Here is a 21470-nt window from a genome sequence, read left to right as displayed (position 1 = left end):
TCGTATCCGTCGAACCGTAGCTACTGAACCACGAGGCACCGACAATCAGCGCAGCCGCTCGATCAGCCGCAGCGCGTCGAACGGGGCGTACCCCTTCATGTCGTTGTCGAAGTAGGCGAAGCAGTCGAGCCCCTGCCCGCGCCACCGCTCGATCTTTCGCGCCCACTCGTCGAGGGCCTCGTCGGTGTATCCGCTCGCATACTGTTCCTTGTCCCCGTGCAACCGCAGGTAGACGAAATCACTCGTGACAGCCTCCACGAACGGGTACCGGCCCGCCGTGTCGGCGACGACGAACGCGACGTCGTGCGCGCGGAGCAACTCCTGCGCCTCCTCCGCCTCGAAGCTGTGGTGGCGAACCTCGAGCGCATGACGGACGGGGCGGTCGGCGTCGATTTCGGTCCACGTCCGGTCGTCGGTGAGTTTGTCGTCGTGCCGCGCAGCGACTGTCGCGGCCTCCGCGGTCGTCCGCGGCAACCGGTCCAGGAACGCTGCGAGGCTCGCCGCGTCGAACGCGAGCGTCGGGGGCAGTTGCCACAGCAGCGGTCCGAGCTTGGGGCCCAGCGCGAGCACCCCGGACGCGAGGAAGTTCGCCAGCGCCGCCTCGACACCGACCAGCCGCTTCATGTGCGTGATGTAGCGACCGCCCTTGACGGCGAACACGAAATCGTCCGGTGTCTCGTCACGCCATTTCGCATAACTCGTCGGCCGCTGCAACGCATAAAAGGAACCGTTGATCTCGATCGACGTCAATCGCCCCGCGGCGTAGGCCAACTCCCGGCGATGCGCCAGGCCTTCCGGGTAGAAGTCGCCGCGCCACCCGGGATACGTCCAGCCGGAAATACCTACGCGGGCCTGCGCCATCTCCCGACCCTAGCGCCGGAACCTATTGCATGTGGCCCGTCCCGGGAGAACCATGAGAAGACCCCACAATCGAGGAGGCACCGATGCCGAGATACCTCTGGCAGGTCACGTACTCACCCGAAGGCGCGAAAGGACTGCTCACCGAAGGCGGCACCGCACGACGCGACGCGATCACCCAGATGGTCGAAAGCGTCGGGGGCACAGTCGAATCCTGCTACTTCGCACTGGGTGGCCGGGATCTGTTCGTGATCGGTGACGTGCCCGACGACGTGGCCGCCGCCGCGCTCGGCATCCGCACCACCGCCTCCGGGGCGGCACGGTCGGAATCGGTGGCGCTGTTGACACCGGAGCAGGTGGACGACGCGGTGCGCCGCGACGCCCAATACCGGGCGCCCGGCAGCTGATCGACCCCCACCGCCTGCGGCGGCGAATATCGTTCTGCAGGATGATGTGCGGCCGCGGAGTCGGCCGATACCGTCGAGCCACGTCTGCCGACCAGACCTACTCGACCACGGTGAACGCGTTCACCACCGACTCCGCTCGCCGTGCCCTGTTCACGCTGAGCGCGCCGCTGTTCCGGTCGTGGCTCCACCAGATCCGAGATGCCGGAATGAATGTCCGCGAGCGAAGGTTGCACGCCACATGACGGATACCTCAGGAGAAACCCCGCAGCTCGGACAGTTCGGCGTCTGGCGTCACGCCGGCGGATTGGCACCCGAAGTGGGTGCCGCGATCGAATCGGCAGGTTACGGCGCGATCTGGATCGGCGGCTCGCCGCCGGCCGACCTCGACGTCGCCGAACGCCTGCTCGACGCGACCTCCACCATCACCGTCGCGACCGGCATCGTGAACATCTGGACCGCACCCGCCGACGAGATCGCGACCTCCTTCCACCGGCTCGAGGCCCGACATCCGGGGCGCTTCCTCCTCGGCATCGGCGTCGGCCATCCCGAACAACCCGGCCTGAACTACAGCAAGCCGTACGCCGCGCTCGTGGAGTATCTCGACGTCCTCGACGCTGCCGGGGTCCCGGCGGGGCGACGCGTCCTCGCCGCGCTCGGCCCGAAGGTGCTCGAGCTGTCGGCGGCCCGCGCCGCAGGCGCCCACCCGTACCTGACCACTCCGCAGCACACCCGGGAAGCGCGTGAGCTGCTCGGCCCCGGTCCGGTGATCGCACCGGAGCAGAAGGTCGTGCTGGACACCGATCCGGAACGGGCGCGCCCCGTCGGACGTGCGGCAGTCGAGAATCCGTACCTGCACCTGCGCAATTACGTCAACAACCTGAAGCGGCTCGGGTACACCGACGAGCAGATCGCGAACGGCGGCAGCGACGAGCTGATCGACGCCCTCGCCGCCCACGGCGACGCCCCCTACATCGCCGGCCGCCTCCGCGAGCATCTGGACGCGGGCGCCGATCACGTCGCGATCCAGGTACTGCCCGCCGGTGACGATCCCATCCCTGCGCTGCGGGAACTCGCGGGCGCGCTGGGACTCTGAGTTCTGCTAACGAAATAGTGTGATGGCGGGTACCGCATACTGAAAAGCGTTCGCCGAAACGGTCGGGGTATGGTCCCCTTCTGAACGGCAGGCAGGACTGAACGCAAGGTAGGAACTGTGCACGAGCCAACGCCACGTCCGGTCGGCCCATACGCTTCTGGGCCGCCACCTGCAGCCCTGACCGTGCATTCGGCGACACTCGACCGATTCCGCGCGGCGGAGCTGTGGCGGGCGCTGGTCATCGGCGTGGTCGTCGTCGCCTACACACTGCTCGCGCTCGTCACCTGGCCCGTCCGGCGTCGCGGCCGCACCCTCGCGGACGCGGCGTCGGAAGGCCTGGTCAACGGATTCGAGGTGCTCGGCCCGACGTTCGTCAAGGTCGGGCAGCTGATGGCGTCGTCCTCCGGCGTGTTCCCCGCCCCGCTGGCCAACGCCTGCCTGCGATGTCTCGACGACGTGCCGCCGGTGTCCGCGCAGGACGCCCGCCGGGTGATCGAGGCAGACCTGGGACATCCCGTCGACGCGCTGTTCGCGTCGTTCGACGACGTCCCCCTCGCCGCCGCCTCCGTCGCACAGGTGCACGGCTGCGTGCTCCCCGACGGCCGGGAAGCCGTCATCAAGGTGCAGCGCCCCGACATCTTCCGTCGCATGGTGGTGGACCTGCGCACCGCATACTGGGGTGCGCGGATCCTCGAGAAACTCTTCGAGTTCTTCCGCATCGCCAACGCCACCGCCATTATCCGCGATCTCCACGCGGCGACGATGACCGAACTGAACAGCGCGGTGGAGGCCGACCGGCAGGCCCGGTTCAGGACGAACATCGGCGCCTTCGGCGACAACAAGGGCGTCACCACCCCGGAGGTGTACTGGGACTTCTGCGGTCCCCACGTCATCTGCATGGAACGCATGTACGGGCTGCCGCTCGACCGGTTCCCCGACCTCGTCCACATGGACACCCGCATGCTGATCCGCCGCGGCGTCAAGGTGTGGATCGAGTCGGTCATCCTCCACGGCCCGTTCCACGGCGACGTGCACGCCGGAAACCTGTGGGTCCTCGACGACGGGCGCATCGCGATGCTCGACTTCGGCATCGTCGGCGAGCTACCCGAATCGTGGCGGCAGATCCTGCGCGACATGTTCTACGCGACCCTGATCGACGGCGACTTCTCCCGGATGGCCCGCGGAATTCGCAGCCTCGGCTACGCGCAGGACAACGACGCCACCGACGACGAGATCGGCCTTCAGGTGGCGGCCGCCCTCGCTCCCCTGCTGGGCCGGGACCTCGGTGAGTTGCGGCTCAGCGAACTCATCATGGCGCTCATCGGCATCGGCAAGAAATGGGACGTCGCCAGCCCGGAGGAACTCGTCCTGTTCGGGAAGCAACTCGGCTACTTCGAGCGCTACGCCACCGAACTCGCGCCCGGCTGGGTGATCGGACAGGACCTGTTCCTGTTCCGCAACGTCTTCCCGGACGCCGTCGCCGCGAAGGCCCGCGAACTCGGGGTGGAACTACCCGACGAGTGACTCGTGTCGTTGCGTCACCCGACCACACCCGCCGACTTCGCGGCGCGCAGCCAGTCGGGGAACTCGCTGAGCAGGCGGCGGTACAGTTCGGCGTCGTCGATCGTGTCGAGGTCGTCGACGGCGAAAAACCCGGCGTTGTCGAGGGTCCGCCCGTCGAGGGTGTCGAGTTTCTCGAGCAGTCCGTAGTCGGCGCGGCCGATTCCGACGAACTGCCAGAACGCGGGCAGACTCGACGCCCGGCGCATGAGTTCGCTGATCTTACCGCGCTGCTGAAATCCGCCGTCGGTGAAGAACAGCACCAGGGTGGGGGTCCCGCCCCGCGGCGGCAGACTGGAGATGATGTCGGTCATGATCGGCAGTTCGTCGTTGTAGCCGCCGATCGCCTTGTAGTCGATTCCGCCGTGGACGCCGCCGAGATGCAGGAACGTGTCGCACCAACTGTCGACCTCGTGGACGGCGATGTCGGGTAGGCGCGCGAAGTTCTTGGCGTAGAGATACGGTTCGAGGCGACCGTCGTCGTCGATCTGCGTGGCGACCGGCACCATGCGCTCGACCACCCGGTTGATCGCCCGGGTCGAATACTGATGCCGCATGCTGCCCGTCTTGTCGATCACCAGAACGACCCGGGCGCGCGTCTCACCTGCACCCTTGTGCAGCAACACCTTCGCGACTTCACGCTTGCGCATGTCGCGCTTCTGCCGCTTCTCGAACGGCAGACCCAGCTCGTCTGGCACCGTCCGCACGGCAACATCGTCGGCGGAGTCGGAATCCGTCACGTCGACGCCGTGCTCGGTGACGAGGACAGCGAGCCCGCCGTCCCACCCGGCCGAGACGTTGCGCACCTTCCACCCGGAGCCACGCCGGTACACCTCGACGAGTACGGCGGCGCGCTCGGTGCTCAGCCCGGACGCGTCCGCCCCCAGCGACACCCCGGAGTTCTCGACCACGACGCCCAATCCGGCGCGATCGGCGAGACTGCCGGGCACCGAGTCGTCGAGGGCGACGGCGATACTGAGCTTGTCGATGTCGGCGGGCACGGCCGCGAGATCGAGGTCGACGCCGTCTGCCGCTGCCAACCGCACGGCCCCCTCGGGCGAACTGGGGTTGTTGAAGAAGACGAAGTCCTCGTCGGACCGCACTCGTCCATTCGCGCCGAGTTGGAAGACCATCAGGTCGACCTCGCCTCGGCGGGCGCCGGCGACCGCGACACTCGTCGGCGAACAGACGATCTCGACGTTCTCGCCGCGGGCAAGACGTGTCACTGTGCGCTCACCTTTCGTGGCCGGTCAGCGAATCCAGCACCGACGCCCGGTGGAGGGGGTGGTCCGGAAGCCGGTCGGGGGTCAGGATCCAGTCGTTACCCGTCCATGGGTCGGAGACGGTGAGGACTCCTGAAGTCGGAACCTGCTGCGCGATGCGTTCGAGCACCGCGACACCCGGATCCGAAGCGGCGCCGGCGCTGTCGCCGACGATGATCAGCGACGTCCCGACCGCGGGACCGTGGTCGGCGAGGTGCACGATGCGGGCGGCGTCCTCGGTGCCGTACCCGTGCGGGAAGTCGCCGAGGATCACCAGCCGCGGTTCCGGCTGGCGATCCCGGATTCCGCTGCGGGCCGCCATTTCTGCGAGGTCGACACTCTCGGACAGCGCGGTGAGCCGGGCGGTGATGTCGGAGGCCGCGGACACGACGGGCGAGGCCAGGAGCGCTCCGAGGGGTTCGGTGAACGTGCGCAGCGAGCCGCTGAGGTCGACGACCTCCAGCCGCCCCGCCGCCGCGGGTGACGCCACCAGCATGCGGGCCGCCAGCGCCGCGACCACCGGTGCGGCCTCGGCCGGTTCGCCGACGATCCACAGGGGACGCCCGAGCGGGTAGTGGACGCAGAACGGGACCCGCAGGTCACCGAGGTCGGGTGCGGACAACTCGCCCAGTCTCAGGCCGTCCGTCACCGCGGTGTGAGTGACCGGGCTCGTCCACGCCGCGGATTCGAACGTCGCCAGCGATCGCGGGAGCAGCGGGTCGATGACGCGGAGTTCCTCGGCCAGTTGCGAAGTCTCGCCGTCGAATTTGCGTTGTGCCTCGGCGACGAGCGCATCGCAGCGTTCCTGCGCCCTGGCCTGCGACTGCGCGACCGCCGGACTGTTGCGGGTGGACGGGTCGGCCACCGACGCGGACAGTTCGTCGTCCAGCCGCGCCTGCGCGTAGTCGCGGGAGGATCGGAACGAGGCCGCCGACCGGGCGGCGTCCTCGAAGATCATCCACGCTCTCTCGAACGAGTGGGCCGGGTCGAGCGGGATGCCCGCCGGGCCGTCCGTCGCCGGAACCTGCTCGGCGACAGCGTGCGCGGGTTCGTCCACGTCGACGCCGTGCCGGGTGACGAGTTCGGCGAGGCCGCCGTCGTATCCCTGCCCGACGGCGCGGACCTTCCAGTCGGTGCCGCGGCGGTAGATCTCCAGGCAGATCGCGGCCGCCTCGGAGCCGACCAGCGGGACGTCGAAAACGACCACGGTACGGCCGCTTTCATCGGTGAGCGTGGCCGACAGGCCCTCGCGGGCCAGCACCGCCGGACCGGTCGGAGATGCCGGATCGACACTGACCACGCAGAGCACGCCCGCCGCGGCGGCGTCCACCTCGTCCAGGTGCAGCCGGACCGTTCCGTCCGCGTCGAGTTCCACGCCGGCGGCGCGCCGCTTGTTGTAGAACACGAAATGGTCCGAGGACAGCGCGCGGAGATCGCCGTCGACGATCAACGCCGAGACGTCGACCGGCGTCGCGTCGACTGCGCGGAAACACAGTACGCGCGACGGCAGCGGGGCGTTCTGCCCCGGAACGAGGTGGACCGTCACCAACCGCCCCTAGACGCCGAGGAACCGGCCGAGTTGAGGCGCGGCCTCACCGGCGTGCTTGGCCTGGATGCCCTCACCGATGGCCTGCAACTTCCATTCACCGCCCACCCGGTACACCTTGGCCATCACCATTCCCGTGAACGGCATCCCGCCCTGCAGCGTGAACCGGGCGAGTTCGGCGTTCGACGTGGTGTCCACCAGGCGGCAGAACGCGTTCTTCACCTGCTCGAACGTGTGCCCGCGGTACGACGTCACGATGAACACGATGGTCGAGACATGCGGCGGGATGCGGGTGAGATCCACGAGGATCACCTCGTCGTCACCCGCGCCCTCGCCGGTGAGGTTGTCGCCCTGATGCCGGATCGACCCGTCCTTCGACGTCAGCTGACCGTAGTAGGCGACGTCGACCATGTTGTTGTCCGCGAACAGGACCGCCGACGCGTCGAGGTCGACGTTGGCGGAACGGTTTCCGAACATGCCGCGCTTCTCGATCGGATCCCAGCCGAGTCCCATCTGGATGTACGTCAGCGCGACGCCACCGTCCTTGCGGAGCGTGACCTTCTGGCCCTTGCTCAAGCTGACCGGCCGCGCCTTGGTGAGACTGACCTCGGCCGGAGCGGCCGGAGCCGGGGGCGCAGGGGGTGCGGGCGGTGCCACCGGTGCGGCGGCCGGCGGCGGGTAGGCAGCAGCGGGGGCGGGCGGCGCCGGCGGCTGGACCGGGGCGGCCGCGGGTGCGGGTGCGTCGTCGACGGACACGCCGTGATCGGTGACGAGCGCGGCGAAACCGCCGGCGTAACCCTGACCGACCGCGCGCACCTTCCAGGCGCCCTGGCGGCGGTACAGCTCGAGCGCGATGACGATCGACTCGGAGTTCAGGCCGTCGATCCGGTACTCGTACAGCGCGTTTCCGGCGACGTCGGCGACCCGGGCCGTCGGCGGCGCGGAGCGACCGAAGTTGCTGGTGGCGTCGTCGAGTGTGATGACCGCGCGCACCTGGGCGATGTCGGCGGGCACCGCGCCGAAGGACACCTTCAGCGACGCCGCCTGTCCGGGGGCCCCGGGCACGAGTTGCACACCGGGACCGGACGGCTGGTTGAAGAAGACGAAGTCGGCGTCCGACCGGACCTTCCCCGCATCCGTGACGAGCAACGCGGACAGGTCGGCGGCGGCCGTCAGCTCCAGGGAGACGATGACGTCGTCGACGCTCAGTGGGCCGTTCTGACCCTTGGCTAGCGGAGTGGACACTGCGGTGGTTCCTTCACTGTGGGAGCGTCGGGTTTGTCCCGTTTGGTCTATTTGCCTACAACCTACAAAAGAGCTCCGGCCGCCGTCGTCCCCGCACCCCGCCCGACGCGGTCCGCGAACCAGCGCAGGATCTCCTCACCGGCGGCGATCCCGCTGCTTCCGGTCACGGACAGAGTCGGATGCTGCCAGTCGAGCGTTTCGAGTTCGCCGTGGCGGGGGCGGATCGCGGCGTCGGCGGCACTGAGCATGTTGGCGTCGAGCGCCCCGTCCCCCGCCGCGAGCAGCGGCGCTTCCGGCGCGAGCACGCCGTCGTCGACGAGCCGGGAACGGACCTCCGCGACAGCACGGCTCTTGCACACCGCGTCGGGCATCGTGTAGATCTTGCGGCCCTGGCGGGACGCTCCCCAGCCCCGCTTCCCGCACCAGTCGTTCCACTCCTCGACAAAGCCCGCAGGCATCGCGTCGAGGTCCACGACCAGGTAGGAGAACAACTCGTCGGCCACCCGGGACGACCGGACCCAGCTGTCGTCGATCCGGCGACTCAGCTCGGCCCCGACCTCCACGAGCGACGCGCCGCCGTCGGCGATCGCGATGTCGACGCCCGACCGCCAGCCCGCATCGGGGACGCCGTCGACGAGGATGTTCGCGCCGTTGGTGGTGATCGCGTACCGCCACGGCGCCCCCGGCAGGTCGATGCGCTCGAACTGCGCGACGGTGCGAGTGGTGGTGGGCACGACCACCGCCGACGCGGTGAGCCTGCGCAGCATGGCCTCGGCGGCCGACGTGACGTAGGACAGCGGTTTACCGTCGTACACCTCGACGCACAGAAGGTTCTCGTCGCCGGCCGCGGACGCCACGTCGCTTTCAGTGACGGCGAGTTCCATCGCCGCGCGCGAGTAGATCATGGTCCGGTCGAGGTCGGTCGCGATCAGCGCGGTCATGTCACATCCTTGATCAGGCCCATGCACGAATACGCCAGGCCGGGAACCTCTTCGACGGGAACCGAACGCGCGGCGGCGAGCAGCCGGATGTGTGCGTGCTCGGGGGCGTCGAGGTCGCGGACGAGTACCCGCCACGGCACCCGGCGCAGTAGCACCCGGGTGGTTTCGCCGACGCCGGGCTTCACGAAGTTCACCGTCGAGATTCCGTACTGTTCCCGGACCGCCTCGACGGACTTCCAGCCGTCCCAGGTGGGTGTCCGGTCCGACCGCAGCAGTTCCTCGACATCGCCGGGAACGTGCTCGCGCACATCCGCGAAGGACGCGCTGACGGCGTCGAGGAGGTGATTGGACACGTCCTCGCCCGCGAGGTGCGCGTAGAACTTGGCGCCGTGGAAGTCGCCGGGGCCGATCAGCGTGTCATTCAGGACGGTGCGCGACACCAGACCCGACACGGTGGAGTTCAGGCACGCCGACGCGATCAGGAAGTCGTCGCGGGTGCCGAACGTGCGGACGCAGTGCCCGGGATCCGCGAGGACGGCGAGGTCGTCGTCGAACTCGGCGCCCCCGGCCTCGCGGTACTCGGCGAGTGCCTGCGACAACTCGCGGGCGATGGCGCCCTTGCCCGTCCAGCCGTCGACGAAGACCACGTTCTTCGAATCGTGACGGCGCGCGAGGTAGTCGAGCGCGACGGCGTCGATCCCGCGGTCGCGGACGATCGAGACCGCGTAGTGCGGCAATGTCAGGCCGTGGAGGTCCCGCGCCCAGCGGCGCATGAGCACGCCCACCGGGGTTCCGGCGCGCGCGAGGGACACGAGGGTGACGTCGGGGCCCCGTTCGGCCAGCACGAGGTCGGTGACCGTCCCCACCGCGCGCGCGAGCCGGATGGAGCTGTCCTGCAGCACCTTCTCGAACAGTTCGCGGTACTCCGCGTCGGGCTGGTATTCGATGGGCAGCGTCTCCGCGTAGTGGGCTTCACCCGACTGGATGCGGCGCTCCCGCTCGGCGACGTCGGCCTCGAGGTCGACGTGCGACAGGTCTGTGAGCAGCCACCCCACCTCGTCGGCGGCGTACGAACCGAACGCCGGGCCGGTCAGCGGTGCCGTCACGACGAGGCACCCGCGCGTGCGGCCCGCAGCGACCGCGGGTCGGCGCCGGACACGACGGCCAGCAGCACATCGGTTCCCGCCGCGGTGAGGACGTCGAGGAGTCCGCCGCGCGCGGTGAGCCGGTCGGTGTCGGCGGCGGCGTCGACGACCGCGACCACGACGGCGTCCTCGTCCGGCCACTGCGCGTTGTAGACGAACCGCGGCTGTTCTTCCCCGTCCTCGGGGGCGGTGAAGCGGAATCCGCGACGCAGCGGGTATCCCGGCTGGTCGAGCACGTAGGCGGGCGACCGGGACGTCGTCTGGAATCGAACCCGGAACCCGGATGCGGCGAGCGTGTCCGCGAGCCGCAGCGGAAGGTACATCAGCTCTTCGTGTCCGACGACGATCACCGGACGCTGCGGGTCGAGCCGATCACGCAGCGCCGCGGCCGCCGACGTGACGGCCGCATCGAATTCCTCGGTGTCTTCCCGCAGGAAGCCGTGACGCCCACCCTCCGGAACTGCGGCGGGCCAGGGAATGTCGGCCCGCGCCACGGTCCCGGTCCGCGCGCCGACGGGGTTGAGCACGGGATCCGGAAGCGCACCAACCCTGTCGGTCAGTCCGTCGGGAAGCTCGGTGCGCCCCACCGCCAGACTCACGCTGTCGATCTGCACGCCGAGTTCCGTGGCCGCGGCGTCGACGGCGTCCCGGTGGCCCTGGTCGCGCATGTCGACGAGCGACGCCACGACGTACCGGCTGCGCGGGTTCTGCCGGTGCAGCGCGCGGATCGCGTCGACCGCGGTGGCGCCCGTGGAGATCTCGTCGTCCACGAGGACGAGTGGACGATCGCCCGCGAACAACTCGACGGACGTCGGCTGCAGCTGATGGCTGGTCGCGTGCGAGTGCCCCTCCTCGAACCCGGCGGACGTCCCGATCTCGGGGACGTCCCGGCGCGTGGAGTGCAGGTAGCACCGGGCGCGCAGCCGCGCGGCGACGCAATGACCCAGACCTGTTGCGGTCTCCGCGAACCCGAGCACGACGGGGTCCGCATCCGGTCCGAGGACATCGGCGACCAGATCACCGAGGCGGTCGCCGGCGCCGATCACCGCAGTCGGGTCGGTGGGCACGTGCTTACCGAGAACCGTCGAGACGAGCAGATGGGCACGCCGCGGGTTGCGCCGCAGACCCGGCTGGACGAGTTCGGGGATCGTCAGCCCCGAACTCGAATCCACGTGGGCGAGCGTCAACCCCAGATGCTCCGTGGCCCAGGGCACCGCGCGGACGGCGGTGGATGAACTCATCGGACGGCCAGTGCGGTCAGTAGATCCACGAACGTGATTCCTTCGTTGGTCACGCCGAACACCTTCGCCCGGACGAGTGTCTTCTCGGCCCAGCTGCGGTGCGGGCGCATTTCGTTCATCTTGTTGCGGTACCCCGATGCCTGGACGCCGCCGACGCCCTCGGCGCCGAGAATGTCGAGCGCGTCGTGGTACTCCTCGTGCGTCACCGCGGACAGCGCGTGCACGGCCGCGACGTGCGTCGGGTGGATGACCGTCTTGCCCTGGATGCCGTTGGCGCGGTCGAGGGCGATCTCCCGGAGCAGACCGTCCAGGTCCCGGCTGACCAGCTGCTGACGGAACCGCACCTCGTCGTGTTCCTCGAACGGCGTGGCGCGCAGGGTCGGCCGGAACATCCGCTCGTGATCGGCGAAGTACTCCCACACCGGACCGGTGATGACGTGCCCGGTCTCGTCGGCGCGGCCCAGGAAGTTCACGATGCCGGCAATCGCGTCCGCGACCACCCGCACGTCGTAGATCGTCAGGTCGCGGTCGCGGCGGATGCCGAACGTGGCGCACATGTCGGTGGCGCCGATGCGCACGGCGAGAATCCGCGCGCGGTGTTCGACGAGCAGTGCGCCGATCTTCGCGAGTTCGTCGTCGCGGGACTCGCGGTGCACCAGCGCGGGCGATTCGAGCACCGGCATCGCATACAACTGCTTGCCGAGCCGCTCCGACGCCGCAGCCAGCTCGTCGAGGAACGCACCGCCCGTCGCACTTCCGAACTTGGGAAACACGAACCCGGACAACACCTCGACGCCGGTCGTCAGCAGGCCGGCGATCCGCCGCAGGTCCTCGGCGGCCCGCACCCGCACGAACAGCTGCATCCGCGCGCCACCGCGGGTCGCCAGCAGATCCAGCGCGTCGACGGCGTTGAGCAACGCCGATTCCACCTGGTCGTCCGCCACGGCGTCCTCGAGGTCAAGGACCATCGAGCAGACGCCGTCAGCCGACCGGCGCAGGATGGTGTCCGCGAGGTCGGACCTGTTCGCAGGCACGTACAGCGTCGCGCCCAGCGCAACGGCCAGCACCGTTCGGTCCTCGTCCGGCGCCAGCGCCTGCGGAGCGTGCAGGAACAGCCGGCCGTGCGTCTCGGTATCGAGGTGGTGGAAGTGCCGCACGTGCCGCACCGCCGTCGTCGCACCGGACGGCACCGCCGTCGTCACACCGGACGGCACCGCCGTCGTGACCTCTTCGCTAATGCTCATCGTCCCCCCGTGTCATCGCTGCGCTGTGTGTCCTCTCATCTTCTGAACCACCTCGGCAATGAACGCCGACACGGCATCGAGCTGGGTGACGTACGCCCAGTAGTCGGGATGCCGCCCGGTCAGTGTCCCTGCAATTCGGTCAATTCGCTCGAGCTGAGCGTCCAGGACCGACCCCCATTCCCTCACGAGCCCACGATTGACAGCCAACATCTGGGCGTCGCGGAGGCGAAATCTGATCTCGTTCTCCTTCGACCGCGGGTTCTCGCGCACCTCCCGCAGCAACAGCAGACGATCGGTGACGCCGTCGACGTTCGCCTCCGCGTCGACCAGATGGGTCCGCGCCGCGGCCGTCAGGTCCAGCGCCCCTTCGGGGTTTCCCGCGGTCAGAGCCTTCTGCGCCTGCTGCAGATCGGTCTGCGCCTGCTCGATGTGCGTGCGGCTCTCGCGGTCGTTGTGGACGAGATCCGCCGAACTGGCCGCGTTGAATTCGCGGAGCAGGGCCGAGTAGGCGGGCGCGAGCCTCTCGGCCCGAGTCTGCACTGCGGCGATCCTCGTCGACACCGACGACACGGCGTGCGCGGCATCCCGCTCCTTGGACGGAGCCGCGGCCAGCGCCTTCTCGAGCGCCGCCGCCTCCTCCCGCACCCGCGCCGCCGAGGCGCGGACCGGGTTGGCGCCGCGGGCACCCTGCAGCGCCACGACCGCGGCGTCGAGTGCGGCTCCCCGGTCGCGCACCGACGGGTAGCCGGCGTAGGCGGCGCCCTCGGTCTGCACCCGGTGCTGCGCCGCGGAAGCGACCTGAAGCGCCTGCTGGGCAACCTGGGGTACGGCCGCCAGCATCGCGGTCGACTCCTCGAGGTGGCCTCGATGTGTGCGATAGAACTCGTCGAGGGTCTGCGTCGCCGCCACCAACTGCCGCGTCACCTGCTCGTACGCGGCGGCGGCCGCGGGCGTCTGCACGGTGTCGAACCGGTCTTCCGCCGCCAGGTATGCCGTCGCGGCCTGGTAGCACCCGTCGCGGACCGGTTCCCACGCCCGGCGGATTCCGCGTTCCGGAGTCAGCTCTGCGGAGGCGTCCACGGCCGCGGCGGCGATGCTCTGCCGGTTGTCCATATCGAGAAACGCTGCGACCATCGTGTCGTGGGCGCGACGAGCCGAGTCGTCGCCCCGGGCTCTTCCTCGGAAGCGTCCCGCCCATCCGCTCGTCACGCCCTGAATCGTACTGGTCGGGGCGACAACTCCGAGTGGACCGGAATTGCCTGTGCACAAACCTGTGGACAGATCGACGGATGGGACAAGTCGGACAAATTCATTATCGTGGTGTCGCACGACGAACTCGGAACTTCGACAGCTGTCGAGGGTCCACCCACCTCCTCTCGAAAGGACCCCTGAATGGGCGTCAGCTTGACCAAGGGCGGCAATGTTTCTCTCACGAAGGAGGCGCCGAACCTGACGGCGGTGGCTGTCGGACTCGGATGGGATGCCCGCTCGACCACCGGCACCGACTTCGACCTCGACGCCAGCGCCATCGGTGCGGGTGCCGACAAGAAGGTCGTGTCGGACCAGCACTTCGTGTTCTTCAACAACCTGCGCTCCCCCGACGGCTCGATCGAGCACGTCGGCGACAACACCACCGGCGCAGGCGAGGGCGACGACGAGGTGATCAACGTCAACCTGGCGGCGGTCCCCGCGAACATCGAGAGCATCCTGTTCCCCGTCTCGATCTACGACGCGGAAACGCGTTCGCAGTCGTTCGGTCAGGTCCGCAACGCGTACATCCGCGTCGTCGACCAGGCCAACGGCACCGAACTCGCCCGCTACGACCTGTCCGAGGACGCGTCGACCGAAACCGCTATGGTTTTCGGCGAGCTGTACCGCCACGGCACGGAGTGGAAGTTCCGTGCCATCGGCCAGGGCTACGCGTCCGGGCTGGCCGGTATCGCCCGCGACTACGGCGTCAACGTCTGACGGTCGCTCAGTACCCCGACCGGGGGAGGGTGTCACGGCATTGCCGTGACACCCTCCCCCGGTGTTCGTCCCCTGCAGTAACCACCCTGCATGCCCACTAGAGAAAGGCCACGCTCCGTGGTTCTGCGAATATTCGGCTGGTCCTTCGCGGTCACGATCGTCTCGCTGATCATCGCCGCCATCTACGGCGGACCCCAGGCCGTCATGCTCGTCGTGATCCTGTCGATCCTCGAGGTGTCGCTCTCGTTCGACAACGCCGTCATCAACGCCACCGTCCTGCGACGGATGAGCGAATTCTGGCAGAAGATCTTCCTCACCGTCGGCATCGTCATCGCCGTCTTCGGCATGCGCCTGGTCTTCCCCCTCGTCATCGTCTGGCTGGCCTCCGGCCTCGGCCCCGTCGCCGCACTCGACCTGGCCCTCAACCCGCCCGCCGACGGCGCCTCCCACTTCCCCGACGGCAGCCCCAGCTACGAAACCCTGCTCACCGACGCGCACCCGCAGATCGCCGCGTTCGGCGGCATGTTCCTGCTCATGCTCTTCCTCGGCTTCATCTTCGAAGAGCGCGAGATCACCTGGCTGTCCTGGCTGGAGAAGCCCCTCGCCCGCATCGGCAAGCTCGACCAACTCGAGGTCGTCGTCGCCGGCGCCCTGCTGTTGCTCACCGCCGCCTACATCGCCCCCGAGGACACCGTCTCCACCGTCATGATCTCCGGCGTCCTCGGCATGGTCACCTACATCGCCGTCAACGGACTCGGGGAACTGTTCAACACCCCCGAGGAAGGCGACGAGGACGCCGGGACTACCACCTCGGGCGGGCCGACCGCGCTGGCCAAGGCCACCGGCAAGGCCGGGTTCTTCCTGTTCCTCTACCTCGAGGTCCTCGACGCGTCGTTCTCCTTCGACGGCGTGATCGGCGCCTTCGCGATCACCTCCGACCCGATCATCATCGCCCTCGGCCTCGGCTTCGTCGGCGCGATGTTCGTCCGCTCCATCACCGTGTTCCTCGTCCGCAAGGGCACGCTCTCGGACTACGTGTACCTCGAGCACGGCGCCCACTGGGCGATCGGCGCACTCGCGTTCATCCTGCTGGTCTCGATCGGCGTGCACGTCAACGAGAACATCACCGGCCTCGTCGGTGTCGCCCTCATCGGCGCCGCGTTCATCTCCAGCATCGTCCGCAACCGCAAGGCGGCCGCGGCGGTCGGCGAAGCACCAGACGACGTGGACGAGCAGAACCCGGTGTCCGTCGGCTAGGTTCTGCCTGTACTCACATCCAGCGGCAGTGCACGTGACTCGGTCACGGGCACTGCCGCTCGACACTGGAAAGGGCACCATGGGGCGGCTGCTCGGCAAGTCGAAGAAGGTGGTGGAGGCGCAGCTCGCCGGAACCACCATCCGGGCGATTCAGGGTTCGATGATCGCCTACGAGGGCAATGTCAGTTTCAAGTCGGCAGGCTTCGGTGGCGGCGACGGTGTCCTCGCCGGGATGAAGCGGCGTGCCACGGGCGAGGCGCTGTCGCTGATGGAATGCTCCGGCCACGGTGTCGTGTATCTCGCGGTGGGCGGACAGTACGTCTCGGTCGTCGACCTGGCCAACGAGACCCTGCAGGTGGAGTCGCAGCAGCTTCTCGCGCTGAGCGGCAACCTGAACACCAACGTCACGTTCACCGGACTGCGCGGCGGGGTCGGCGGTCAGGGCCTGTTCACCACGACCGTCTCCGGTCAGGGTCAGGTGGCCCTGCTGTCGGCGGGCGGGCCGCTCATCCACCTCGAGGTGTCGCCGCAGTACCCCCTCGTAGTCGATCCCGACGCGTTCGTCTCGGCGCGCGGGCAGGTGACGCAGTCGTTCGTGACCGACGTGTCGTGGCGCAACGCCGTCGGCCAGGGCAACGGTGAGGCCTTCTCCCTCAAGTGGGACGGTCACGGCGTCGTCTCCATCCAACCGGCAGAGCGGTGAGCCCCATGGTCTTCTCGAAAGTGAACTCGAAGGTCGTCAAGGTCGACGTCGGCGCCGCAGGCGGTGTGGTGGCCCGCACCGGCGCGATGCTGTTCTACACCGGTCAGGTCCAGTTCTCTCCGCACCAGGTGCCCGGTTCCCAGTCGATGGCGGGCATGGGTGGATTCACCCGGATGGCCGGACGCATGATGCAGGGCGAGCACGAACGCACGATGCTGGCGCAGGGGCAGGGCGAGGTGCACTACGGCCACGCCGGGCTCGAGGTGCACGTCGTCGACATGTCGCAGGGCGGCGCCCTGTGCGTCGAGGCGTCCCGGCTCCTCGCCCACAATGCGGGACTGCAGAGTTCGGTGGTCTCGGTGGTGAGTCAGGGCGGCGGTGGCGGCGGGCGCGGCATGCTCGGCGCGCTGCGCGGCGCGGCGGCAGGAGCCCTGTCCGGCACCGGAATGTTCACGACGCAGCTGTCCGGGTACGGGTCGGCGGTCCTGCTCGCACACGGCGGCTTCATCGAACTCCCGGTGGGCGGACCGAATCCGGTGTTCGTCGACCCCGACGCGTTCGTCGGCACGTACGGGAGCGTCCAGGTGGAGCTGAAATCCGCCGTCGGCTGGCGCGAGGCCATGGGCCGCGGCGTCGGAGAAGCGATGCAACTGCAGTGCACCGGTCAGGGAATCGTCTACGTTCAGGCCTCGGAGGAGAAACTGTGACCGCCATCCACAATCCGTCGACGCTGGGCGCCAGCGACAACATTCCCGACAACAGCTACGCGTTCTGCATCGACCTCACCGCCCCCTGGTTCATCCGCAAGGGTGCGATGATCGCGTACTACGGCCAGATGCAGTTCCAGGCGCTGACCCACGGATTGCACGGCGCCGCACTGCACATGGTCGCCAACCAGTTCTCGGCGCCGCTGTACATGGGCGACTACGCGGTGGCCGAAGGATTCGGGAAACTGATCATCGGCGACCGCGGATACGACATCAACTCGTACGACCTCGACGACGGCAACCTCACGATCCGGGCATCGAATCTCCTTGCGTTCGAACCGGGTCTGTCGCTGAACCAGTCCATCGTGCCGGGATTCCTGACACTCATCGGGACCGGGAAGTTCCTGGCGTCGTCCAACGGTCCGGTCATGTTCGCGGAACCGCCGCTGCGGATCGACCCCGAGGCGCTCGTCGGGTGGGCCGACTGCCCGTCCCCGAGCCACCATTACGACCAGGGATGGATCAGCAACTTCCTCGCGGCGGGCGCCCACATGATGGGCATCAACTCCGGGGAGGAGCGGCAGTTCGACTTCACCGGTGCCGGAACGGTTCTGATCCAGTCCAGCGAGAAGGTCCTCAGCGACACCCATGTCGTGCGCAGCATCGAGAGCCAGATCCACGGGATCACGCCGAGCGGTCTGCAGCGACTCAACGGGGTGATCGCCGCCAAGCTGGCGGAGCAGCCTCGCTGACGTGCAGGAGATTGCCAGGCTGAGCGAAGAGTTGTGGCAGGGACGGGGAGCACTCTGATCTGTGTCAGGAAGTTCTGACACAGCATCCGATACGTTCCAGGAGGAACCGCATGAAGTCCGTCGTGACCAAGGCCGTCGCAACCGGTGGTATCGCCCTCGCAGCCCTCGGAATCGGAGCCGGCGTTGCCAGCGCCGACCCGGTGGGCCACAACCCCGTCCCCGCCCAGCAGCAGCAGGCACCGCAGCCCCAGCCGCAGCAGCAGCACGCTCCGCAGCAGCAGGCACCGGCGCCGAGCCCGCACGGATTCTGGTTCTTCGGCACCTGGGTTCCCCTGCCCTGATCTGCGGTCCCTTCACAGGGCGAAGGTGCCCTTCGACGCTCCCACGGCGCCGAAGGGCACCTTCGTATTTCTCCCGGCCGTAGTGCTACCGGGTGGGCCGCATACTCGGATTGGGCCCGAGTGTGATCGTCCGGGTTCTCGGCAGCAGGCCGATCTCCTTCCACCCCGCGGTCAGCGTGATGGTTCCCGATTCCGGGTAGTCGCTGATCCAGTAGTGCGGCGCGGAGTGATATTCGGACGCGTCCGCGGCCGCGGTTTTCGACGTCGAATGCGGGTGCCGGGCGTCGGCGACGCCCTCGAGGTCGTCGACCCGGACGTTCACCGCGAGATACGACCAGCGCGCCGAGGGGTCGTCGGGATCGTCGAGCGGACGCGTCTCGTGACGGGCAAGATCAGCGGATCTGCCTCGCGCCGTCAACTCGATGCGCAGCAGCATGCCCTTCGGGTGGGCGACGACCTCCGACAGGCGCAGGCTCACATCGCGGCTCGTCACGAGCTCGACCGGCCCGTGGACCACGATTCCCTCCGTGGCAGGCGGTGGTGCCGCCGGCCACCGCCTCTTGCGCACGACTCAATCGTCCCACCGCCTCCGATCCGCTGCCACAGCTACGTTCCGCGCACTCAGGGCAGCTGGGCCATGCCGTACACATTCGTCGCGCGGACCCGGAGCACCTGCCTGCGCTCGGACACCATTACGCGGCGGAAATCTTCCCAGTCGTCGTGCTCCTTCCCCGCTGCCTGCCGGAACACCTCGACGAGTTCGTCCGCCGCCGCGTCGTGCGGGTCCGCCACGACCGCGCTCAGTTCCGCGTCGCCCTCCACCACCGCGTAACTCCAGAAGTCGGTCGCGCTGACGTGCAGCGACACCCGGCGGTCGCGCGCGGCGTTGCGGGTCTTGGCCCGATCCGCCGTCACCGACACCCGCGCCGTCTGCGTGTCGGGATCCCAGGCATAGATCACGTTCGACAATTGGGGGCGTCCGTCGCGTTTGACCGTCGCGAGGACGGCCCGGTTGTGTGGCGACGAGGTCGAGAAGTGGACGCCGGTCGTCTTTCGCATCGAGGGTCATGCCTCACCCAACCACGGTCGCCGAAAAGGTGTTCCCGGCGGCCCTCGGCGGCCTCGTCCGGATCGGTGTGATCGACTCGTCCCGGCGATCCAGGGGCGCTCCTACCGACGAGTAGGGTGGATGTATCGCAAACTCATTGGCCGATAACGTGTTCCGGCTACTCGTTGGTAGACGTTCTCGTGTGGGATCTGTGGTTTATCTCGGGTACGCTCTCGTGATCCCGAGCCGGAAGGACCACACGTGAACGACTCATATCTCGTCATCGGCGAAACCACCGTGGCCCGACGGGTCTGTGCATCCCTTCGCGAAAGGGACTTCGACGTCCGCCATCTCGTCGCCCCCGACGACGACGAACTGCGCCTGGCGATGGCGGATGAACCGCGCGGGATGGCGGTCCTGGTGCGCGACGACGTCGTCGCGCTGCGGTACGCGCTGGCCGCCGCGCACATCTCGGCGTCGATTCCGTTGGTGGTGACGATCTTCGACCGCACGGTCGCGGACCAGCTGTCCCACCTGCTCCCGCAGTGCACGGTGACGTCACCGGCAGACCTCGCCGCGCCGACGCTCGCCGGTCCGTGCCTGGACCCCGAACTCGTCGCGGCCCGGCACGCGGGCGAGCACATGCTGACGGTCCGGACGATCGACGGCCACCCCGAGGGTGCGCACGTCGACCTGCCCCGGCGGAACTGGTGGCGCACGGTGGCGACCGGCGCGACGGGTCTGCTGCGGTCGCACGACATCGGTACGCGCATCCTGCTCGGTGGGCTCGCCGGACTCCTCGCCGTCCTGTTCGCCGACTGGCTGTGGCTGATCCTCGGTCAGCACGTGGCACCGCTCGACGCGTTCAACGAGGCGGTCCGCGTGGTGACCACCGTGGGCCCGGGAGCCGACACCCACGGCAGCCCCGCTTACGCCGTGTTCGCGTCGGTGGCGATGCTCTTCACCGTGGTGTTCACCGCCATGTTCACCGCCGGAATCATCGAGCGCCTGCTCGGCCCCCGGCTCGTCGGCCTGGTGGGCAGCCGGGTCCTGCCCCGGTCGGGCCACGTCATCGTCGTGGGTCTCGGCCAGGTCGGCCTCCGGCTGTGCCGGGAACTGCAGGCGCTCGGGGTCGCGGTGGTGGGCGTCGAGCGCGACCCCCACGCCAAGAACCTGCGACTCGTGCGGTCGATGAACATCCCGACGGTCGTGGGGCACGGCGGCGACCGCGAACTTCTCGAACGGCTGGGCGTGCGCCGCGCGCTGGCGCTGGCCGCGGTCGGCTCCGACGACCTCGACAACATCGCGGTGTCCGTGGCAGCCCAGGCCCTGTCCCCCGGATTGCGACTGGTCCTGCGGGCCGGTGAGCAGGAGGCCATCGCGGAGACGAGGTCGCTGCTGCGGCTCGGGATCATCCGCGACGTCACCAGCCTCAGTGCCACGTACGTGGTGGCCGAGCTGATCGGCCTGCATCCGCAGGGCGTCGTGGCGGACGGCAGCCACCTCTACCTGGAGGTGGCGACCGCCGACACGTCCGAGCCCGTCTTCACGGAACTGCCCGTGTCGCCGCGGATGAGCTGCCGCCACCTCGTCACCGCGTAGCGACCTAGCCCGAAGTTACGGCTTTGAAGACGGACGAACCCCCGGTTGAGCTGGGGGTTCGTTGTTTTCGGTTGTGGTTGTTCTGGCTACCTGACCGTGTGGGGGATGGTGGTGTCGAGGAGTTCGAAGGCGCGTCTTTGGGTGGGCGTGGGGATGGCGAGGGTCGCCACGATCGGTCCGTCGTCGCCGTAGCGCAGGTCGTTGCGGGTCAGGGTGGCCAGGTGGGCCATCAGGGCCTGGTAGGAGCGGGCCGGCAGGTCACCGTCGGTGGTGGTCTTGCGGGCCGCCTTGCTGTTGGCGGCGGCCGAGCGGGCCGCCGGGGCGACGGGATCGTCCCGGTGCGGCGGGTGTTCGTCGGTGTAGGTCAGCGGCGCCCACGCCTGGCGGAGGTGCCAGGTGAGGTAGGCGGCGAGCATGCAGATCAGCACGTGCGCCTTGACCCGGTCGGTGAGGCGGTGGTGGATCGGGCGCAGGTCCACATCGATCGCCTTGAGCGAGCGGAAGTCGCGTTCGACGCGGGAGAGGTTCTTGTAGGCGTCGATCACGGCGG

21 protein-coding genes and 1 pseudogene are annotated in these 21470 nt (G+C 68.7%); 10 read left to right on the top strand and 12 right to left on the bottom strand.

Annotated features, from left to right (window positions below; translation table 11 throughout):
- Nucleotides 1–45 precede the first annotated feature (45 nt).
- Nucleotides 46–861: a DUF72 domain-containing protein gene (locus P3H15_RS24875; RefSeq protein WP_276139665.1), complete on the bottom strand. Its 816-nt coding sequence runs from the start codon at nt 859–861 to the stop codon at nt 46–48.
- Between the two features lie 83 nt (nt 862–944).
- Between P3H15_RS24875 and P3H15_RS24870 the strand changes: the two genes are divergently transcribed.
- From P3H15_RS24870 to P3H15_RS24860, 3 genes are all read left to right on the top strand, one after another.
- A complete protein-coding gene (locus tag P3H15_RS24870; protein WP_276139664.1) occupies nt 945–1265 on the top strand; it encodes a GYD domain-containing protein in 321 nt (106 codons plus the stop codon).
- Between the two features lie 238 nt (nt 1266–1503).
- On the top strand, nt 1504–2358 hold the full coding sequence (locus tag P3H15_RS24865) for an LLM class F420-dependent oxidoreductase (protein ID WP_276139663.1): 855 nt from the start codon (nt 1504–1506) through the stop codon (nt 2356–2358).
- Nucleotides 2359–2475: 117 nt separating this feature from the next.
- On the top strand, nt 2476–3882 hold the full coding sequence (locus tag P3H15_RS24860) for an AarF/ABC1/UbiB kinase family protein (protein WP_276139662.1): 1407 nt from the start codon (nt 2476–2478) through the stop codon (nt 3880–3882).
- 14 nt (nt 3883–3896) lie between these two features.
- Here P3H15_RS24860 and P3H15_RS24855 read toward each other — a convergent pair whose 3' ends face one another.
- From P3H15_RS24855 to P3H15_RS24820, 8 genes are all read right to left on the bottom strand, one after another.
- Entirely contained in the window at nt 3897–5144 is a 1248-nt protein-coding gene (locus P3H15_RS24855; protein ID WP_276139661.1) for a VWA domain-containing protein, read from the bottom strand.
- Between the two features lie 7 nt (nt 5145–5151).
- Nucleotides 5152–6726 carry a TerD family protein gene (locus tag P3H15_RS24850; protein WP_276139660.1) on the bottom strand — a complete coding sequence of 525 codons (1575 nt, stop codon included), beginning with the start codon at nt 6724–6726 and terminating at the stop codon, nt 5152–5154.
- 9 nt (nt 6727–6735) lie between these two features.
- Complete coding sequence (locus P3H15_RS24845; RefSeq protein ID WP_276139659.1) at nt 6736–7971, bottom strand: TerD family protein; 1236 nt, start codon at nt 7969–7971, stop codon at nt 6736–6738.
- A 62-nt stretch (nt 7972–8033) separates the two neighbouring features.
- Entirely contained in the window at nt 8034–8912 is an 879-nt protein-coding gene (locus P3H15_RS24840; protein WP_276139658.1) for an HAD family hydrolase, read from the bottom strand.
- On the bottom strand, nt 8909–10018 hold the full coding sequence (locus tag P3H15_RS24835) for a cysteine protease StiP family protein (protein ID WP_276139657.1): 1110 nt from the start codon (nt 10016–10018) through the stop codon (nt 8909–8911). The genes P3H15_RS24840 and P3H15_RS24835 overlap by 4 nt, the downstream gene beginning before the upstream one ends.
- Complete coding sequence (locus P3H15_RS24830; protein ID WP_276139656.1) at nt 10015–11298, bottom strand: phosphoribosyltransferase family protein; 1284 nt, start codon at nt 11296–11298, stop codon at nt 10015–10017. Before P3H15_RS24830 ends, P3H15_RS24835 begins: the two co-directional genes overlap by 4 nt.
- On the bottom strand, nt 11295–12455 hold the full coding sequence (locus P3H15_RS24825; RefSeq protein WP_276139727.1) for an HpcH/HpaI aldolase/citrate lyase family protein: 1161 nt from the start codon (nt 12453–12455) through the stop codon (nt 11295–11297). Before P3H15_RS24825 ends, P3H15_RS24830 begins: the two co-directional genes overlap by 4 nt.
- A 99-nt stretch (nt 12456–12554) precedes the next feature.
- Nucleotides 12555–13676 carry a hypothetical protein gene (locus P3H15_RS24820; RefSeq protein ID WP_276139726.1) on the bottom strand — a complete coding sequence of 374 codons (1122 nt, stop codon included), beginning with the start codon at nt 13674–13676 and terminating at the stop codon, nt 12555–12557.
- A 258-nt stretch (nt 13677–13934) separates the two neighbouring features.
- On the opposite strand from P3H15_RS24820, the gene P3H15_RS24815 reads away from it, so the two are divergent.
- From P3H15_RS24815 to P3H15_RS24790, 6 genes are all read left to right on the top strand, one after another.
- A complete protein-coding gene (locus P3H15_RS24815; protein ID WP_276139655.1) occupies nt 13935–14510 on the top strand; it encodes a TerD family protein in 576 nt (191 codons plus the stop codon).
- A gap of 117 nt (nt 14511–14627) precedes the next feature.
- Nucleotides 14628–15767, top strand: a complete 1140-nt coding sequence (locus P3H15_RS24810) for a DUF475 domain-containing protein (RefSeq protein WP_276139654.1) — start codon at nt 14628–14630, stop codon at nt 15765–15767.
- 79 nt (nt 15768–15846) lie between these two features.
- Nucleotides 15847–16470 (top strand): AIM24 family protein, encoded by a 624-nt coding sequence (locus P3H15_RS24805; protein WP_072946373.1) that lies wholly within the window; start codon nt 15847–15849, stop codon nt 16468–16470.
- 5 nt (nt 16471–16475) lie between these two features.
- Nucleotides 16476–17177 carry an AIM24 family protein gene (locus P3H15_RS24800; RefSeq protein WP_043824572.1) on the top strand — a complete coding sequence of 234 codons (702 nt, stop codon included), beginning with the start codon at nt 16476–16478 and terminating at the stop codon, nt 17175–17177.
- Nucleotides 17174–17929, top strand: coding sequence for an AIM24 family protein (locus P3H15_RS24795; RefSeq protein ID WP_276139653.1), 756 nt, complete (start codon nt 17174–17176; stop codon nt 17927–17929). The genes P3H15_RS24800 and P3H15_RS24795 overlap by 4 nt, the downstream gene beginning before the upstream one ends.
- Before the next feature lie 110 nt (nt 17930–18039).
- Entirely contained in the window at nt 18040–18270 is a 231-nt protein-coding gene (locus P3H15_RS24790; RefSeq protein WP_054247316.1) for a hypothetical protein, read from the top strand.
- An 85-nt stretch (nt 18271–18355) separates the two neighbouring features.
- Here P3H15_RS24790 and P3H15_RS24785 read toward each other — a convergent pair whose 3' ends face one another.
- Complete coding sequence (locus tag P3H15_RS24785; RefSeq protein WP_276139652.1) at nt 18356–18838, bottom strand: hypothetical protein; 483 nt, start codon at nt 18836–18838, stop codon at nt 18356–18358.
- 53 nt (nt 18839–18891) lie between these two features.
- A complete protein-coding gene (locus P3H15_RS24780; protein WP_276139651.1) occupies nt 18892–19329 on the bottom strand; it encodes a PPOX class F420-dependent oxidoreductase in 438 nt (145 codons plus the stop codon).
- A 250-nt stretch (nt 19330–19579) separates the two neighbouring features.
- On the opposite strand from P3H15_RS24780, the gene P3H15_RS24775 reads away from it, so the two are divergent.
- Complete coding sequence (locus tag P3H15_RS24775) at nt 19580–20920, top strand: TrkA family potassium uptake protein (protein ID WP_276139650.1); 1341 nt, start codon at nt 19580–19582, stop codon at nt 20918–20920.
- Between the two features lie 86 nt (nt 20921–21006).
- On the opposite strand, the pseudogene P3H15_RS24770 reads toward P3H15_RS24775, so the two are convergent.
- Nucleotides 21007–21470 (bottom strand): annotated as a pseudogene (locus tag P3H15_RS24770) (transposase); the annotation flags it as partial.

Source organism: Rhodococcus sp. T2V (genome assembly GCF_029269925.1).
GTDB lineage: Bacteria > Actinomycetota > Actinomycetes > Mycobacteriales > Mycobacteriaceae > Rhodococcus_F > Rhodococcus_F koreensis.
The sequence above is the reverse complement of the archived record's forward strand: the minus strand, read 5'-3'. Positions and strand labels throughout refer to the sequence as shown.

Coding starts and splice junctions, on each gene's coding strand:
- P3H15_RS24830 (WP_276139656.1), bottom strand. CDS start 11,298: ATGAGTTCATCCACCGCCGTCCGCGCGGTGCCCTGGGCCACGGAGCAT.
- P3H15_RS24840 (WP_276139658.1), bottom strand. CDS start 8,912: ATGACCGCGCTGATCGCGACCGACCTCGACCGGACCATGATCTACTCG.
- P3H15_RS24805 (WP_072946373.1), top strand. CDS start 15,847: ATGGGGCGGCTGCTCGGCAAGTCGAAGAAGGTGGTGGAGGCGCAGCTC.
- P3H15_RS24790 (WP_054247316.1), top strand. CDS start 18,040: ATGAAGTCCGTCGTGACCAAGGCCGTCGCAACCGGTGGTATCGCCCTC.
- P3H15_RS24800 (WP_043824572.1), top strand. CDS start 16,476: ATGGTCTTCTCGAAAGTGAACTCGAAGGTCGTCAAGGTCGACGTCGGC.
- P3H15_RS24875 (WP_276139665.1), bottom strand. CDS start 861: ATGGCGCAGGCCCGCGTAGGTATTTCCGGCTGGACGTATCCCGGGTGG.
- P3H15_RS24870 (WP_276139664.1), top strand. CDS start 945: ATGCCGAGATACCTCTGGCAGGTCACGTACTCACCCGAAGGCGCGAAA.
- P3H15_RS24815 (WP_276139655.1), top strand. CDS start 13,935: ATGGGCGTCAGCTTGACCAAGGGCGGCAATGTTTCTCTCACGAAGGAG.
- P3H15_RS24865 (WP_276139663.1), top strand. CDS start 1,504: ATGACGGATACCTCAGGAGAAACCCCGCAGCTCGGACAGTTCGGCGTC.
- P3H15_RS24820 (WP_276139726.1), bottom strand. CDS start 13,676: ATGGTCGCAGCGTTTCTCGATATGGACAACCGGCAGAGCATCGCCGCC.
- P3H15_RS24780 (WP_276139651.1), bottom strand. CDS start 19,329: ATGCGAAAGACGACCGGCGTCCACTTCTCGACCTCGTCGCCACACAAC.